Origin of the sequence: Bradyrhizobium sp. B117, assembly GCF_038969555.1 — a bacterium.
Taxonomy (GTDB): domain Bacteria; phylum Pseudomonadota; class Alphaproteobacteria; order Rhizobiales; family Xanthobacteraceae; genus Bradyrhizobium.
The window spans coordinates 6,801,126-6,815,472 of record NZ_CP152414.1; the positions used below are offsets into that span (position 1 = coordinate 6,801,126).

The 14,347-nt window shown below is 60.7% G+C and carries 20 protein-coding genes; 11 read left to right on the plus strand and 9 right to left on the minus strand.

Annotated features, from left to right (window positions below):
• Positions 1–337 precede the first annotated feature (337 nt).
• The gene (locus tag AAFG16_RS33045) at positions 338–520 is read left to right on the plus strand and encodes a hypothetical protein (RefSeq protein WP_342732037.1); all 183 of its coding nucleotides are present in this window, start codon (positions 338–340) and stop codon (positions 518–520) included.
• Between the two features lie 4 nt (positions 521–524).
• Positions 525–758 carry a hypothetical protein gene (locus tag AAFG16_RS33050; protein WP_342732039.1) on the plus strand — a complete coding sequence of 78 codons (234 nt, stop codon included), beginning with the start codon at positions 525–527 and terminating at the stop codon, positions 756–758.
• Between the two features lie 84 nt (positions 759–842).
• Here AAFG16_RS33050 and AAFG16_RS33055 read toward each other — a convergent pair whose 3' ends face one another.
• The 3 genes from AAFG16_RS33055 to AAFG16_RS33065 all read right to left on the minus strand — a co-directional run bounded on the left by AAFG16_RS33055 (position 843) and on the right by AAFG16_RS33065 (position 1,675).
• Complete coding sequence (locus AAFG16_RS33055; RefSeq protein ID WP_342732041.1) at positions 843–1,067, minus strand: hypothetical protein; 225 nt, start codon at positions 1,065–1,067, stop codon at positions 843–845.
• Between the two features lie 42 nt (positions 1,068–1,109).
• Positions 1,110–1,355, minus strand: coding sequence for a transcriptional regulator (locus tag AAFG16_RS33060; protein ID WP_342732043.1), 246 nt, complete (start codon positions 1,353–1,355; stop codon positions 1,110–1,112).
• A gap of 110 nt (positions 1,356–1,465) precedes the next feature.
• A complete protein-coding gene (locus AAFG16_RS33065) occupies positions 1,466–1,675 on the minus strand; it encodes a cold-shock protein (RefSeq protein WP_080135923.1) in 210 nt (69 codons plus the stop codon).
• Positions 1,676–2,016: 341 nt separating this feature from the next.
• On the opposite strand from AAFG16_RS33065, the gene rpsU reads away from it, so the two are divergent.
• The 3 genes from rpsU to AAFG16_RS33080 all read left to right on the plus strand — a co-directional run bounded on the left by rpsU (position 2,017) and on the right by AAFG16_RS33080 (position 4,792).
• On the plus strand, positions 2,017–2,319 hold the full coding sequence (gene rpsU / locus AAFG16_RS33070) for a 30S ribosomal protein S21 (RefSeq protein WP_342732048.1): 303 nt from the start codon (positions 2,017–2,019) through the stop codon (positions 2,317–2,319).
• A 329-nt stretch (positions 2,320–2,648) separates the two neighbouring features.
• A complete protein-coding gene (locus tag AAFG16_RS33075) occupies positions 2,649–2,819 on the plus strand; it encodes a hypothetical protein (RefSeq protein WP_342732050.1) in 171 nt (56 codons plus the stop codon).
• Between the two features lie 266 nt (positions 2,820–3,085).
• Positions 3,086–4,792, plus strand: coding sequence for a GMC oxidoreductase (locus AAFG16_RS33080; RefSeq protein WP_342732052.1), 1,707 nt, complete (start codon positions 3,086–3,088; stop codon positions 4,790–4,792).
• On the opposite strand, the gene AAFG16_RS33085 is transcribed toward AAFG16_RS33080, so the two are convergent.
• Positions 4,781–5,017: a hypothetical protein gene (locus tag AAFG16_RS33085; RefSeq protein WP_283080657.1), complete on the minus strand. Its 237-nt coding sequence runs from the start codon at positions 5,015–5,017 to the stop codon at positions 4,781–4,783. The two genes, AAFG16_RS33080 and AAFG16_RS33085, sit on opposite strands and share 12 nt — an antisense overlap.
• Positions 5,018–5,662: 645 nt before the next feature.
• Positions 5,663–5,920 carry a hypothetical protein gene (locus tag AAFG16_RS33090; RefSeq protein WP_283080658.1) on the minus strand — a complete coding sequence of 86 codons (258 nt, stop codon included), beginning with the start codon at positions 5,918–5,920 and terminating at the stop codon, positions 5,663–5,665.
• Between the two features lie 728 nt (positions 5,921–6,648).
• Between AAFG16_RS33090 and AAFG16_RS33095 the strand changes: the two genes are divergently transcribed.
• Entirely contained in the window at positions 6,649–7,380 is a 732-nt protein-coding gene (locus tag AAFG16_RS33095) for a DUF3750 domain-containing protein (protein WP_342732055.1), read from the plus strand.
• Positions 7,381–7,502: 122 nt separating this feature from the next.
• On the opposite strand, the gene AAFG16_RS33100 is transcribed toward AAFG16_RS33095, so the two are convergent.
• Complete coding sequence (locus AAFG16_RS33100) at positions 7,503–7,949, minus strand: hypothetical protein (RefSeq protein WP_342732057.1); 447 nt, start codon at positions 7,947–7,949, stop codon at positions 7,503–7,505.
• A gap of 341 nt (positions 7,950–8,290) precedes the next feature.
• On the opposite strand from AAFG16_RS33100, the gene AAFG16_RS33105 reads away from it, so the two are divergent.
• Positions 8,291–8,704 (plus strand): hypothetical protein, encoded by a 414-nt coding sequence (locus AAFG16_RS33105; protein WP_283080662.1) that lies wholly within the window; start codon positions 8,291–8,293, stop codon positions 8,702–8,704.
• Between the two features lie 2 nt (positions 8,705–8,706).
• On the opposite strand, the gene AAFG16_RS33110 is transcribed toward AAFG16_RS33105, so the two are convergent.
• Complete coding sequence (locus AAFG16_RS33110; RefSeq protein WP_342732059.1) at positions 8,707–8,952, minus strand: helix-turn-helix transcriptional regulator; 246 nt, start codon at positions 8,950–8,952, stop codon at positions 8,707–8,709.
• A gap of 5 nt (positions 8,953–8,957) precedes the next feature.
• Complete coding sequence (locus tag AAFG16_RS33115) at positions 8,958–9,524, minus strand: DUF2975 domain-containing protein (RefSeq protein WP_283080663.1); 567 nt, start codon at positions 9,522–9,524, stop codon at positions 8,958–8,960.
• Between the two features lie 136 nt (positions 9,525–9,660).
• Here AAFG16_RS33115 and AAFG16_RS33120 point away from each other — a divergent pair, with 136 nt between their 5' ends.
• A complete protein-coding gene (locus tag AAFG16_RS33120) occupies positions 9,661–10,098 on the plus strand; it encodes a DUF2147 domain-containing protein (RefSeq protein WP_283080664.1) in 438 nt (145 codons plus the stop codon).
• Between the two features lie 181 nt (positions 10,099–10,279).
• Entirely contained in the window at positions 10,280–10,723 is a 444-nt protein-coding gene (locus tag AAFG16_RS33125; RefSeq protein ID WP_342732063.1) for an SRPBCC family protein, read from the plus strand.
• A gap of 174 nt (positions 10,724–10,897) precedes the next feature.
• Here AAFG16_RS33125 and AAFG16_RS33130 read toward each other — a convergent pair whose 3' ends face one another.
• Entirely contained in the window at positions 10,898–12,226 is a 1,329-nt protein-coding gene (locus AAFG16_RS33130; RefSeq protein ID WP_342732065.1) for an Hsp70 family protein, read from the minus strand.
• Positions 12,227–12,516: 290 nt separating this feature from the next.
• Here AAFG16_RS33130 and AAFG16_RS33135 point away from each other — a divergent pair, with 290 nt between their 5' ends.
• Positions 12,517–12,654 carry a hypothetical protein gene (locus AAFG16_RS33135; RefSeq protein ID WP_167336519.1) on the plus strand — a complete coding sequence of 46 codons (138 nt, stop codon included), beginning with the start codon at positions 12,517–12,519 and terminating at the stop codon, positions 12,652–12,654.
• 247 nt (positions 12,655–12,901) lie between these two features.
• Positions 12,902–14,188 (plus strand): oxalate/formate MFS antiporter, encoded by a 1,287-nt coding sequence (oxlT, locus tag AAFG16_RS33140; protein WP_283080666.1) that lies wholly within the window; start codon positions 12,902–12,904, stop codon positions 14,186–14,188.
• Positions 14,189–14,347 lie beyond the last annotated feature (159 nt).

Below are 14,347 nucleotides of genomic sequence, written 5' to 3' on the forward strand. Positions count from 1 at the left end.
TGGTCTCAACAATGGATCGGATCCGCAGATCGAGGCGCGCTAGGCCCGCATTCGCGTCCCCCCGCGCAGCGCGACGGTGACGCGGCTCGCGGCGGAATGAAGCTGGCGGTCGCGTCCCGCAGCAGGTAGGCCCGCTGAGCAACCGGGACGCGATCGACGCCGAATTAAGGCCGGCTTCAGGGAACAGACGAGATCCCTCCCCGTTATTTCCTACACGCCCGTGGAATCGCAGGCGGCCACCCGACGATGACAAAGTCGATCGCTACCAGCCCGCGGGCTGGAAACGCCAGATCCGGCGCGTCGAGATCGCGCGCCTGTCCACCCAATCGAGGTCAAGATGATGAGAGATCATCCCGCGTCCCGGGCTCTGCGGGAGGCCCATAAAGCGTTCAAGCCGGTCGAAACGAAGAAGCCGATGACCGACTACGCGAAGGCGCAACAATCCCTTCACGAAAATCGTGAGCGCCTGAAAGCAGAACGACTGGCCCGAGAGGCCAAGCAGGGAAACCGGACCAGATAAGGGAATGCCGGTGCCGCATTATTACTTCGACGTCAGGGACGGCAACGCACTCTCTGTGGACGAAGAGGGACTGACCCTGACGAACCAGAGGGCCGCCGAGATCGAGGCCGCGCTGTCGCTTGCCGATACCGCAAAGGACCTTCCGCCGTCCGCGAGCGGATGCGGTCTGGCCATCGAGGTGCGCGATGCCGACGGTCCGATCTTTCGCGCGACATTCTCGTCCCCTAAAGCGCGGTGAGATCGGATGAGTCGTCATGGCTTGAGGCGTTGTTTGAGCATGATCTTTTTCGGAAAGCCGCTGCGCATTATTCCGGATCATGTCTTAGAGCATCGAGAGAACCACGATACCGTCTTCGAGTTCGCCTGACTCCAGGCGCGCCCGTGCGATACGCTCAAACTCCGTCCGGTACTTATGAAGATAGCTGAAGGCCTGCTTCTGCGTCTGAAATGTCGTCGCGAGACGGCACATCTGTCGGCCGGCGCCGAGTGCGAGAAAGAAGGTGATTGTGCCGCCGCCATCCGGCTTTGTCCTAGGCACGAACTGCACTCATTGGCATGTCGAGCCCTCTCATCGCGCTGTTGAAATCGGCTATCGCGACAGCTTTGTCTTGCGCTTCTTCGATGCGGGTGCCGGTGACGACGATGCACGCAGATCTCCGTCGGCCGCGTCCCTCGCCTCGCGCAGCTCACGAAGCCGCGCCATGTTGTTGCGGACATCGATCGCCCGCCTTTCGGCATCCGCCATCGCCCGCGCGCCTTCTTCGGCGGCCATGCGGCGACGCTCGGACCGCGCGATGGACTCTGGGGACGGTTCGGCCGATTTCTTCGCGCTCATTTCTTGGCGCTCATCTTTCATCCTCTTCGGCAACGGACAAAACCCGCTCGATCCGAGATCGAGCGGGCCGCGTGCCGTTTCAGTACATCCGTGAAACGGCGTAGGAGAACTCAAGCCAGCGAGAGATTCTCAGCGCTGACCTTGCCTCGCATCTTGTCGGTCTTGGTCTCGAAGTTGACCTTCTGGCCCTCAGCGAGCCCTGCAAGACCGGCCCGTTCGACTGCGCTGACATGAACGAACACATCGTTGCCGCCGTCGTCGGGCTGAATGAATCCAAAGCCCTTCTGGCCGTTGAACCACTTCACAGTACCTGTTGCCATACTTCTTCTCCAAAAGCGCATAGACGCGCATTCCGCGTGACGGTCACGCAGATCGATTCAATTCGTCGATGTCTCTGGAAAAAGGAGCCCGCGGGCGCATTCAACAAGGCACAGCGGCTGAACGAATAAATTAAGGGTATACCTCGCCATTAGCATTAGCAAGGCTTCGGGCAGATTTAATCGCGCCCGTGGGCTTCCGTGGAACCTTTGCCCGTTTGGAGACTCAGACCTGAAGACATCTCGTGTGAGCGGCGAGATCTCCGCGAGATCCAATCATCCCTGCGCACGCGGCTGTCGCGCAGTCGTGGTCGACCAAGGCAGCCTCAATACAGGGACCGCCGATGCAGGTTTTCGTCCGCGACAACAATGTCGATCAAGCACTGCGCATATTGAAGAAGAAGATGCAGCGCGAAAGCGTCTTCAAGGAGATGCGTCGCGCGCGATTCTACGAGAAGCCGTCGGCCGCGACGGCGCGACGAAAATCCGACGCCGTGCGGCGCCTGCGAAAGCAGGCGCGTAAGCAGGCCATTCGCGACGGATTGATCGTGGTCAAGCCAAAAAAGTCGGTCGCAGCCGGCAACAAACGGGGCGCCGGCCTATCGGGCGTGCCATCGGGGCGGACTATGGAAGCAGCCCTGAGGTAGTTTGCGAGCAACCCAAGCTTGGCAGATTCCGCGTGAACAAAGTCCCTTTATGGACATACATGCTGCGGATCTATGGTATGGTTCGTGATCACCGCCCGGCCCGTGGCTTCTATCGGTGATGAGAACGCCGATTGCGCTCCCGCCCTGTCCGAACAAGGGAGCTTCGCCATGAAACGCGGTCACTTCGAACAAACCCGATCGCTCAGAGAGCGGCTCATCGACGAAATCAATTGCCTACGCGAAGAGGCGCGCCTGCTTCCTCCAAGCCATCGCCGCGAGATGTTGCTCCGCAGGGCGCAACAGGACGAAACAGCCATGCAGATCGATGCGTGGCTCAGCTCTCCCGGTCTGAGAGCGCCGACATAACGCTGCAATATCACGCTTATCTCGTCGGGCCGAACGGCATCCTCCAGTCCGCCGAGGCCTTCGAGGCAGCCTCCAATGCCGCCGCGTTCGTCGATGCGCAGCAGTTCGCGTTGCGCGGCAATGTCGAGGTGTAGCACCTCGGCCGGAAGATCGCGCGACTGAGGGCGACACTCGTCGAAGGCGCAGGCAAGATCTCCATCGAGCGTGCTTCACGTCGCATCGATCTCAGCCGAGGTCTGCAAAATGATTGCCCTCCTCAAGCCGGCATCACGCAAGCAGACCCGGTGAAACGCGCTTCCTCTCTCCGGAGCGGGCTGCTCGCTTTCCTTGATCGCGCGTATCCATCTTGTAACCGCAATTCCCGCGCAGATTGTGTCCTTAATTGCCGAAGGATACCCCAATGTTTGGGGACGCTTTCGATAGATCGCAGAGCGCTGCCGAGGTCACGATCATCGGAGCAGGTCCTGTAGGTCTCGCAATCGCGCTCGAGCTCGATCGGCTGGGAATTTCCAGTCAGGTCCTCGAAGCTGGAGGTCTGAGGCGACGCCGTTCAGTGGACCGCCTGTTCACCGCCCAACTCTGCACGCCGGCAACCCACGGTCCGCTCGAGGCCGTATCGGCAAAAATGTTCGGCGGAACATCCAATCTTTGGGCCGGAGCTTGCGTGACCTACGATCCGATCGACTTCAAGGAGCGGAAATTTGTAAGCGACGGAGCGTGGCCGATCACATACGAGGATGTATCGCCGTTCTTTGAACCGGCCAGTCGCTTTCTTGACACCGGCCCTGCGGAGTTCACTGCGGCCGACGTAGCTCATGAATCTGGCGATGAATTTTCGTGCACGAGTCTTGCGCGCTTCGCGTGCGAGAGGCGTAGCCAAGTCCGACACGGTGGAGCCGCCGTTCGATCCCCCCGCATCAGAGTGTGCCTGAACACGGTCGTGACCGCGGTTTTGCTCTCGGGAGATGGCGTCGTCACCGGACTTGCCGTGGCATCGTCGGATGGATCGAAACTATCCCAACTACCCGTTCGAATGCTCGTCGTTGCGGCCGGAGGGATCGAGACGACAAGGTTAGCTTTGAATATGCAGCGCGATCGACCCAGGCTGTTCGGCGGCGAAGCTGGCCCCCTCGGGCGATACTACATGAGCCATCTGATGGGCTCGATAGCGGACGTCAGATTTCTCAAGCCGCAATACGTAGACTTGTTCGACTTCCGGAAAGACGCGAACGGAACCTATACCCGCCGCCGATTCCAGCCGAGCGAAGCAACGCAGGAAAAATGGGGGCTGTCGAACACGGTTCTATGGCCGGAAGGCGCGATTGCAGATGCGAGGCATCAACGAGCGCTGCTCTCGCTGCTATTCTTGTTGTCCGGCGCGAACAGCCTCGGGCGAGCCATCTTGCCGGAAGTCATTCGGCGCCGATACAGCGAAAATATGCTCGGAAGCACTGCTGGAGCACATCTGCGAAACCTCACGCCGGCAGGCTTCAAGAGCATTCTGGCTGACGCGAATGCGCTTTTGGAACGGTGGTACGCAGACCCTCGGCCTCCCGGTTTCCTCATGCGCAACCAAGTCTCGCAGTACAGGCTCGCCTATCATGCCGAACATCTGCCCAATCGGGAGAGCCGGGTGACTTTGACAGGCGAGGTCGATCGGTTGGGCATGAACCGGATTGCGATCGACTTGCGCTTTGCAGATGCGGACGCAGCATCCCTCGAGAGAGTACACCAGCGGATGTCGGAATGGTTGAAGCGGGGAAGTCTCGCCCGGCTGGTGCTGCGGTGTAACCCATCCGATCAGCAACAGAGCGCTTTGCGGCAGGCCAAGGATGGCACGCATCAACTCGGCATGACCCGTATGGCTTCATCGGCAAACGACGGAGTCGCGGACAGGAACCTTCGCGCTTTTGGCATCGCCAACCTGTACCTGTGCAGCACGTCCGTGTTGCCAACGTCCAGTCAAGCAAATCCGACGCTGATCGTTGTGGCGCTCGCTCTGAGATTGTCGCATCACATAGCCCGCTCGCTCAGGGCTGAGGAGCGTCTCGCAAGCTTAGGCACGCACTCCGTAAGAGCCGCTCGTTCGCCTCCCTCAGGGAAGTAGATGGCCGTTGATCATCATTTTGAATAAGAGTGCGAGACATAGCCAAAGCAGCAGGCTCGGCCCCGCGGCAATCAGCAGGCCGCGGAAGAATCTTGCTCCATCGTCCTCGTCGACGTGGTTCGGGCGCACGTGACGGATCGACGATTGATGGCGACGGCGGATCGGCTCAATTTGCCCCATCCGCAATGCTATTCGGTACCAGGAGCGCTCTGACAAGTCCTTCAAGGGTGTGCTTGTTGGGCCTCTTTCGAGGTAACCCTCTCCGTCACGGATGCCGGCAGGCACCCCCCGGGGAGTTCGGCGACACCCTCAGTCTGCTAGGCGGGCTCCCGGTTTCACGCTCGCGCGCAGGCCCGCATTGCCTGACTATGTCGGCTGTTCGTCTCTCGTAAGCGCATCAAGGCGGTCCAATTGACCTGCCAAGCCGGACAGGCTTCTGGCGATGTTCTTCATCATGAAAGCGCGGTCTTTGGAGATGCCGGATGTCTGAGAGAGTGCTCTGTATCGATGTGCCAATTCCAAGCATTGTGCGGCAGTAATCATTTGGCCTCCAAGGCTTTATCTCGACCTAGGCGTCAATGAAAACAAGCCCTCAACCCTCGGTTTTGGTACCAGATACGCCTCGCGCGGGTCAAGCGGCACCACGCGCAGATCATCGCCGTTGAGCGAACGGTCCTTGTGATCCGCTCATCTGCCGCGCGCCGTCGCCGGACCTACGCCGCGGTTGCCTTGCTCCTCACGAAGCAATGTCTGCAACGAGGCACCAGCGGGCTTGCCGGCACTGTCCACCACTTAGCCGCTTGCGGCCAGAACGCCGGGTCGGCTCATCCCAAGCGAACCCGACCTCTCGACGACAAAACCAAGTGAGACCTACTTACGTGGCTCGGTCACCACTTTGGTTGATCCGTCCGGCGCTGCCTGCATTCCCGGTGGGCTTTGACCTTGCGGGCTTTCCGGCGGCGCGCCACCCGATTTCGTGTCCAGCGGTCCGGTCCAACCTTGTGGCTGCAATTGACCTTTCTCTTCTGGTGCCGAGCGTCCAGTTGGCATGTCCTTGGGGTCGGTCTGTGCTGCCGCAAATCCGAACGACAACGCCCAGCCAACCGCCGTTATCAGAATGATCCGCATTGCGAGACTCCGCTTGGCTGATCGAACCAACAGGCTGGTCCCGCTTCAGTTCCGAATCAAACTCCCCGCAAACGATGTCCGCCTCGGGTCAAAATGCGAAGAACTCAGCCAGATCAATTGTAGTCCGCTATACCTTAGTGAACGGCCTCCGTTGCCGAGGCGCCACTTTGCTGATGGGCCAAGAGCACCAGCTGCCGCCGGCAAGCGGAACGCCTTGGCATCGCGTGTTGCCGACAAAAAATCGTTCAGAAGTGTCTCGATCTTCCTCAGCGTGACGTGCGCAAGTCGCTCCTATCGCCGGCGTGCGATCCATGCTCCGACCAGGAAAGCGACAAGCAGCGATCGCAAAGGCGCCTTCGTCGTTACCTCGCGCAACTGCTCAGCCCATCGCATCGCAGCGTCCGACGAAGGCGAGTGGACCGGCCGACGGCTCTCCCCTGTGTTCTCTGTTGGCCTCCCGAAGCCCTGGTTCAGTCCTGAATTTCGCCCCATGCCCTCCTGCTCATTCGCCAATCCCGAGGCCTCCGTCATCGCCGAAGCTTCCTTCATATCCATACGCATTCTCCTTTCGATCAATCAGCCAGGCTTCAAACTCGCTCGGCTCACTGCTCCGGCGGCAAAACCCTTGATCCAACGGAACCGATCGGTTGAAGCAGCTATGGCGGCGGCATCCATGCGACCTATATGATCATGGAAGATCCCGCCGCACCGCTCCCTTGAAGAAACACTTGCTCATCTTTCTGTTCCTCCTGTTTGCGCCCCTCGCTGCGTCAGCGGCGAGATATTTCTTTTTGGGCGATGGCCGCGGGAATTGGCAAATGGCCGACCGGTCGAGCGCCGGTCTTCTACCCGCCGCGGCGGATCATCCCGAAGCAACGATACGGGTCTTCGCGGCAAGAACCGTCAGATGGCGCAGCATCTTTGCCGTTCACACCTGGATCGTCGTGAAGGAGAAGAATGCGGCGATTTACACAAGATATGACTACACGGCCTGGGGCGAGCCGATCCGCACCAACGGCTTCGCTCCAGATGGGCGGTGGTTCGGCGCTTTGCCCGAAACCATCGTCGCCGTGAATGGAGCGCGCGCCGAAGCGCTGATCCCAAAGATACGGTACGTGATCGAAAACTACAGGTTCCGGTCCTATGGGGATTATAGCGCCTGGCCGGGTCCCAACTCGAACACCTTCGTGCAGGCCGCACTCGACTCCGTCCCCGAGCTCCGCGCCGTCCTGCCGCCGACTGCGATCGGCAAGGACTTCCCGTACACCGGCAAATGGCTCGGCGTCACCGCGTCAGGCACCGGCATCTATGCTTCGCTTGCTGGATATTTCGGCTTCTCGATCGGCTGGGTCGAGGGCGTGGAGGTCAATCTCTTCGGTGCCGTGCTCGGTTTTGACATCCGGCGTCCGGCGCTGAAGCTACCTGGCCTTGGCCGATTTGGGATGGCCGCCGGCCTGTAAGATCCAGGATCCCGGCTTTCGGAGCCGCCACCAATTTAGGGCGTGTACTCACAATTCCAGCACGAGTCTGTTCCAAATCCCCTGAGAGATCACCGACATTGAGGAATGAGAGCCATCGCCCTTCACGGCGTTTGACGCGCGCGGCGGCGGAGATAGGCGCCTGTAACCGACGCAAGGCCCAACGCATAGAATGTCATCCAAAAAGCAGAGGCGCCGCGCCAGATCACGTTCGGTTCGTGGGGTTGCAATATGGCGAAGACGATACCGATCGCCCACGCATAAGCGAAACAGACCCAGAAGATATATTTCATCAACGAGGGGCACCCCGCAAACACCAGCTCCCAATGATCGATCTCCTCACCCACACTGCTACGCATCTTCCTTTCCTTTTCCGAGATGCTGATGAGGATGACCGACAAAAAGGCCGGGAAGATTCCCCACGTAAGCACTGGAAACAAGGCATTTCCGCCGAGTTGGATGCTGGTGAATGACACCGCGTTCGCAACGATGCTGAGTGCCAGCCCGCACGCGGCGTAGAGCATCGCAAACAGCAGTAGCAGGCTGATCATGGTGGTTCGATTAAGAAGTACGAGGCGAAGGATGGCGGCTTCGATGAACGTCTTGTGCAGTATTAGTCGCACCACCCATTCGTGCGGTTCGCCCGGTCCTCTGTCCGATGGGGCAAACAGCGAAGAACCCCGACTGAGCAAATATGGGCTGCTGTGTCCCTTCTCACTGACATAAAGAGGCCAAATCGGGCTTCGACGCGGAGTGTAGCCAAGCCAATTTAATTCAATTGAGTGCGTGGTCGTCAGACGGGCGTTTCCCGTCACAAAAAGTATCGAAGCGGATTCAGTCGCCCTTAATGACTGATGCTCGAAGTTGCGCCCATTAAAACGGGAGCATCAGCATGCGTCTCGCGTTCTTTGGATTGGTTGCCGCAGGTATTGCCGGCTTTGCCGCCTACGATCAGTACGACAAGAAGACGAATTTTCAGCGCGTCAATGCGCATGTCAGCACCGTGACCGAGCAGTGCTACCTGGAGAAAGTCGAGCGCGGCATTCTCTCCAAGACCACGTCGACCTCCGACATGCTGCGCTGTGAGCTCGCCGAGCTGCTGACGCGCGAGCATCCGAAATGGCAAGGCTACGAGATCAAGCACAAGATCGAGATCCAGTTCGCCTTCATCTCTCCGGTCGACGGCGCGACGCACACGTCGAGCCTCAGGATGTCCGCCTTCCCCGATGGCCGGGCGCTGCACATGGGGGATGTCTTTCAGGTCCTCGCGTCCAAGACCAAGGCGGACAAGACCCGTCAGGTGTGAGCTCAGCTCCCCTCGCCCGCTTCCCCATCGCTCTCCTCGCCCGCGACATATTCGAGGATGTCGCCGGGCTGACAGTCGAGCTCGCGGCAGATCGCGGCCAGGGTCGAGAAGCGCATCGCCCTCGCCTTGCCGGTCTTCAGGATCGACAGGTTCTGGATGGAGATGCCGATGGCGTCGGCGAGGTCCCCGAGGCGGCGCTTCCGCTTCGCAAGCATGACATCGAGGTTCACGACGATCGGCACCAGCATTCACCTCAGATCGTCAATTCGTTTTCGGACTGCAGCAGGATGGCGTGATCGATCACGAATTTCAGCGCCATCAGGAACACCCCACCCGCGATCGTTCCGATGTCCAGATTGTAGGACGGCAGGAAGAACTTGATGTCGCCGATCTCATGCAAGGCGTAAGCCACCGCGTTGCTGGTGGCGAGATCAATGAACGGCCAGATCACCAGAATGATCCCCATCCACCACACACCCTGGAGCGTCTCGGACACGAAGATCCGTCCGCGCGCGAATCGATGCACCATGCGGTGAAGGATGCCGGTGAACACGGCAAAGAACGACAGCTGAAACAAAAATAACGTCCAGAACAGCATCTGCCCCTTGCGCGACATGTCGAGCGGGTTGGTGACGATGCCCGCGCATTTCGCCTGCTCGGGACTGAGGCTGGCCGCAATCGACGCGGAGGCGGTCGTGTTGTGGCGATAGGCAAGCCATATCACCACCGGGAATGCCGCCCAGATCATCCAGAACGCAAGATCGAGGCGTCGAAACCAGCGCTGCCGGGCCTCGCGCACCGACGTCCTCACCGCATCCATCTCTAGGCACTCCGCAATGCAAGGGTCATCTATGGGGACCAGTATGCCTGTTCCATCCGCTTGACTCAACCTTAAGCGCGATATATTGATTGTTTATCATGAAATTATTCATGATAATTGATCCGACGGAGCCCCCATGCGTTCCACCCTCGTCCGGCACGTGCTCGCAGCCCTGTTGTCCATCTCGCCGCTTGGAGATGCCAAAGCCGCAACGGCCAGCGATCCCGGCGGCGTCTGGCTGACCCAGTCGGGCGATGCGAAGATCAAGGTGAGCCGTTGCGGCAACGCGCTGTGCGGGCGCGTAGTCTGGCTGAAGGAGCCGATCGACAAGAAGACAGGGAAGCCGCAGCTCGACGACCACAATTCCGATCCGGCGCTGCGTGGCCGGAAGATCGTCGGCATCTCCCTGTTCATCGACATGCAGGCGGCCGGCGCCAACAAATGGTCGGGCCGGATCTACAATGCCGACGACGGCAAGACCTATGCGAGCACGGTGACCTTGCTGCCGTCGGGCAATCTCAACGTCCAGGGCTGCATGGGAACGTTGTGCGCGGGTGAAGACTGGACGCGGTGAGCACGCAGGTCCGCGAGCGCGAGGTCAAAGCCGCCGGTTCCGGCGGCTCATTTATGTGCGATCTCTTTTATGCGGTGACGTGTCGGATCGGCAGCCCCTCGTTCGTCATCTAGACATCAACGGGCCTTAAAGCGCGATGAGATGTCGGCCCATCAATGCACATGCACGAGGAATGACGAACATGCCCAGCACTGTACGACTGCACCGCGTTCTGGCCACCAGCCCCGAGAAAATCTATCGCGCCTTCCTGGAGGCCGATGCAATGGCGAAGTGGCTGCCGCCGAACGGCTTCACCTGCACCGTGCATCATTTCGAGCCCAGGGTCGGAGGCACGTTCAAGATGTCGTTCCGGAATTTCACCACGGGCAACAGCCATTCGTTCGGCGGCGAATATCTCGAGCTCGTGCCCGGCGAGCGCCTGCGCTACACCGACAGGTTCGACGATCCCAACCTGCCCGGCGAAATCCAGGTAACCGTGATCCTGAAGAAGGTGTCGGTCGGCACCGAGGTCGACATCACGCAGGCCGGCATCCCCGACCTCATTCCGCCGGAGGCCTGCTATCTCGGCTGGCAGGAATCGCTGCGCAATCTGGCGCGGCTGGTCGATCCGGAGATCCATCAGTAGCAGTGACAGCAGTATCGTAGGGTGGGCAAAGCGCAGCGTGCCCACCAGTCTGTCTCAACCTCGGAAAGATGGTGGGCACGGCGCTCCGCGCCTTTGCCCACCCTACGGCACTGGTTGATCGCATCTGCAGATCGACCCACATCGTCATTACTCGCAATGACGACTGCTACTGGGCTACGTACCCTTCGGCTTGAGCCCGCCATCCGCGGTCCAGCGGTCCGGGTCGGGGCTGTGCCCGATCAGCGCCAGGCCGTAGGCGATCGACTCGAACTGGTCGCCCGACATCAGCCGCTCGTTGCCGAAGCGGTCGGCGAACAGCTTTCGCACCGCGGGCACGAAGGAGGTGCCACCGGTCAAGAACACCTTCTCCACCTCGCGCGCGGTGATGCGGGCTTCGGCCAGCACCTTGTCGACGGTGGCCCCTAACCGGGCGATGTCGTCGGCAATCCAGGCTTCAAAGTTCTTCCGCGTGATCGTCGAGCCGATGTCGACGCCGCCGCCTTTGAAGCGGAAGTCGACCTCATCGTGCCCCGACAGCGCGACCTTGGCGTCGGACACCGCGCGGTACAGCGAAAAGCCGAGGTCGAGATCGACGATGGTGATGAAATCCTCGAGCAGCTTCGGCTTCAGCGCGGTGCGCGCGAGCTCGCGGAGCTCGCGCAGATCGCCGTTGCTCTTCATCATCGCGAGCTGATGCCAGCGCGCAAGGTTGGTGTAGTGGCCGCTCGGAACCGGCAGCACCTTGTCGAACGAGCGGAAGCTCGAGCCCTTGCCAAGCCGCGGCGAGACGACGTGATCGACGATGCGGTAGTCGAAGGTGTCGCCGGCAATGCCGATGCCGGCGTGTCCCAGCGGCTCGGCGCGCAGCGTGCCGCCCGCGCGCGAAAAACGCATCACCGAGAAGTCGCTGGTGCCGCCGCCGAAATCCGCAACCAAGACGGTCGCATCGCGCTCCAACCGGCGGGCGAAGGAGAACGCGGCGCCCACGGGCTCGTAGACATAGCGCGCGTGGCCGGCGCCAAGACGCTCGAACGCGGCGCGATAGCGCTGCATCGCCAACGTCTCGTCGGGATTGCCGCCGGCAAAGCGCACGGGCCGGCCGACGGTGATGTTCGATGTCTCGAAGCCGAACTTCTCGCCGCCATGGCGCGCCAGCGTGCGCAGGAACGCCGCCAGAATGTCCTCGAACTTGAAGCGCTGCCGGAAGACCTGCGTGGTTTGGAAGCTGCTGCTCGCGGCAAAAGTCTTGAACGACTGGAGGAAGCGATAGACGTGGCGGCCTTCCAGGAAGGTCTCGATCGCCCACGGGCCGCCCTCGGCCTGGGCGCCGGCGCCCGGCCGGTCCTCCCAGAAGCACAGCGCCGAGACGTAGACGCTGTGGCGCTGGCCGCCATGGTCGAAGCGGATGGCCTCGACCCGGCGGTCGTCCGCCGCAAGCGCGACGACCGTGTTGCTGGTCCCAAAATCGATGCCGATCGAGACGGCGGCCGAGGCGCTCGACATGAACCACTCTGACAGTTGGTTGGAAAAGGGGGCAGACCACTAACGGCTTTGACCTGCCCTGCCAAGACCCGGATCCGCTGTAAGGCCGGTCAAATCCGCGCCAATGCGTCGTTTCGGCCGCCATTTGGCAATTTTAGGCCCGCAATGGCCGCTTTAACGCATCATTATGTTGCAATGCGAAAGGTTGCATGCTGCTATGCAAACAAGCGCATGGACACTGGCATCTGGTATACATAGATTGTCTTTCGAAATGAGGCAGCGATACTGACTGTCTCGAGAAAGGAATTCCGATGTCCAAGACCGCTTCCGTCGCTCTCGCTCCCTCCTCCTCGCTGTTCGCGCGCCTGATGGCTGCGATCGACCGCCTCCTGATGGCGAGCGCCGAGATCTCGAATCACAACGGCGACCTGCCGCGTTTCGGCCTGTAAGCGGGCTCTTTCCCGCGCGGCCCTGCCGCGCGACGGTTTCAGACCGATCCACATGCTACTTTTGATGAATGGCCCCGCACGACGGGGCCATTTCTACTTGTGCTGTCCCGAGTCACAGCCGCGACCGGACAAGGTCGCTGCGGCATTTGCGCACGGTGGCCGGACCAGCGCTTGAACCTTGGCATAATGAATACAAGAATGCCGCTCCAGCGCTCGCAGAAAAATTAGAGGCGCCACGGGAGGCTTTATGACGGACATGGTGCAGGCAACGGCCCCTACAGCCGCGCGCGTCAGCGACACGTATCGCTGGGCGCAATTGGCGATCGGTGTAGCGGCCATGGTGATGATCGCCAATTATCAGTACGGCTGGACGTTCTTCGTCCCAGACATCCAGAAAAAGTTCGGCTGGGATCGCGCGTCGATCCAATGGGCCTTTACGCTCTTTGTGTTGTTCGAGACCTGGCTCGTTCCGGTCGAAGGCTGGTTCGTCGACAAATACGGCCCGCGCATCGTCGTCCTCGTCGGCGGCGTGCTCTGCGCCATCGGCTGGGCGATCAACGCACAGGCCACCTCGCTCAACGGCTACTATCTCGGCATGATCATCGCGGGCATCGGCGCCGGCGGCGTCTACGGCACCTGCGTCGGCAACGCGCTGAAGTGGTTTCCGGACAAGCGCGGTCTTGCCGCCGGCATCACGGCGGCAGGCTTCGGTGCAGGCTCCGCCCTCACCGTCGCGCCGATCCAGTCCATGATCAAGGACAGTGGATTCCAGACCACCTTCCTCTATTTCGGCCTCGGACAAGGCATCATCATCTGCATCCTCGCCTTCTTTCTGCTCGCGCCGAAGCCGGGCCAGGTGCCGAGCGTGGTGGCGAATGCCAATATCATCCAGACCAGGCGCAACTATCAGCCGACCGAAGTGCTGCGCCAGCCGATCTTCTGGCTGATGTACTTCATGTTCGTGATCGTCGGCGCGGGTGGACTGATGGTCACCGCGAACCTGAAGCCGATCGCGGTTGACTGGAAGGTCGACAGCGTGCCGGTGACGCTGATGGCGGTGACGATGACCGCGGTGACCTTCGCAGCGACCATCGACCGCGTGCTCAACGGCCTGACGCGTCCGTTCTTCGGCTGGATCTCCGACATGATCGGCCGCGAGAACACGATGTTCATCGCCTTCGGCATGGAAGGCTTCGGCATCTGGATGCTCTACCTCTGGGGCCACGATCCGGTCTGGTTCGTGCTGCTCTCGGGCTTCGTGTTCTTCGCCTGGGGCGAGATCTACTCGCTGTTCCCCTCGACATGCACCGACACGTTCGGCGCCAAGTTCGCGACCACCAACGCCGGCCTGCTCTACACCGCGAAGGGCACCGCCGCGCTGCTCGTCCCGGTCGCAAACCTGATGCAGCAGTCGTCGGGCACCTGGGACAGCGTGTTCATCATCGCGGCTGGCGCCAACATCCTGGCTTCGCTGCTGGCGATCGCGGTGCTGAAACCCTGGCGCAAGGTCGTGGTCGCCAAATCGACGGTCTGAGGCGGCGCCTCAACAACTCGCTCGCGCACGACGCCCGGCCCTTGCGGCCGGGCGTTTTCGTTTGTCCGAAATTTTTCAGATTCCGATAATCCGAACGGAACCGCGCATTTTCTTGGCCCTCGACGCGAGATAGGACTTGCAATCTGGGATATGGTATAC

Excerpts from the sequence above, each read along its gene's own strand:
- AAFG16_RS33045 (WP_342732037.1), top strand. The coding sequence starts at position 338 with ATGATGAGAGATCATCCCGCGTCCCGGGCTCTGCGGGAGGCCCATAAA.
- AAFG16_RS33050 (WP_342732039.1), top strand. The coding sequence starts at position 525 with ATGCCGGTGCCGCATTATTACTTCGACGTCAGGGACGGCAACGCACTC.
- AAFG16_RS33060 (WP_342732043.1), bottom strand. The coding sequence starts at position 1,355 with ATGAGCGCGAAGAAATCGGCCGAACCGTCCCCAGAGTCCATCGCGCGG.
- AAFG16_RS33065 (WP_080135923.1), bottom strand. The coding sequence starts at position 1,675 with ATGGCAACAGGTACTGTGAAGTGGTTCAACGGCCAGAAGGGCTTTGGA.
- rpsU (WP_342732048.1), top strand. The coding sequence starts at position 2,017 with ATGCAGGTTTTCGTCCGCGACAACAATGTCGATCAAGCACTGCGCATA.
- AAFG16_RS33080 (WP_342732052.1), top strand. The coding sequence starts at position 3,086 with ATGTTTGGGGACGCTTTCGATAGATCGCAGAGCGCTGCCGAGGTCACG.
- AAFG16_RS33090 (WP_283080658.1), bottom strand. The coding sequence starts at position 5,920 with ATGCGGATCATTCTGATAACGGCGGTTGGCTGGGCGTTGTCGTTCGGA.
- AAFG16_RS33100 (WP_342732057.1), bottom strand. The coding sequence starts at position 7,949 with ATGATCAGCCTGCTACTGCTGTTTGCGATGCTCTACGCCGCGTGCGGG.
- AAFG16_RS33105 (WP_283080662.1), top strand. The coding sequence starts at position 8,291 with ATGCGTCTCGCGTTCTTTGGATTGGTTGCCGCAGGTATTGCCGGCTTT.
- AAFG16_RS33110 (WP_342732059.1), bottom strand. The coding sequence starts at position 8,952 with ATGCTGGTGCCGATCGTCGTGAACCTCGATGTCATGCTTGCGAAGCGG.
- AAFG16_RS33115 (WP_283080663.1), bottom strand. The coding sequence starts at position 9,524 with ATGGATGCGGTGAGGACGTCGGTGCGCGAGGCCCGGCAGCGCTGGTTT.
- AAFG16_RS33120 (WP_283080664.1), top strand. The coding sequence starts at position 9,661 with ATGCGTTCCACCCTCGTCCGGCACGTGCTCGCAGCCCTGTTGTCCATC.
- AAFG16_RS33125 (WP_342732063.1), top strand. The coding sequence starts at position 10,280 with ATGCCCAGCACTGTACGACTGCACCGCGTTCTGGCCACCAGCCCCGAG.
- AAFG16_RS33130 (WP_342732065.1), bottom strand. The coding sequence starts at position 12,226 with ATGTCGAGCGCCTCGGCCGCCGTCTCGATCGGCATCGATTTTGGGACC.
- AAFG16_RS33135 (WP_167336519.1), top strand. The coding sequence starts at position 12,517 with ATGTCCAAGACCGCTTCCGTCGCTCTCGCTCCCTCCTCCTCGCTGTTC.
- oxlT (WP_283080666.1), top strand. The coding sequence starts at position 12,902 with ATGACGGACATGGTGCAGGCAACGGCCCCTACAGCCGCGCGCGTCAGC.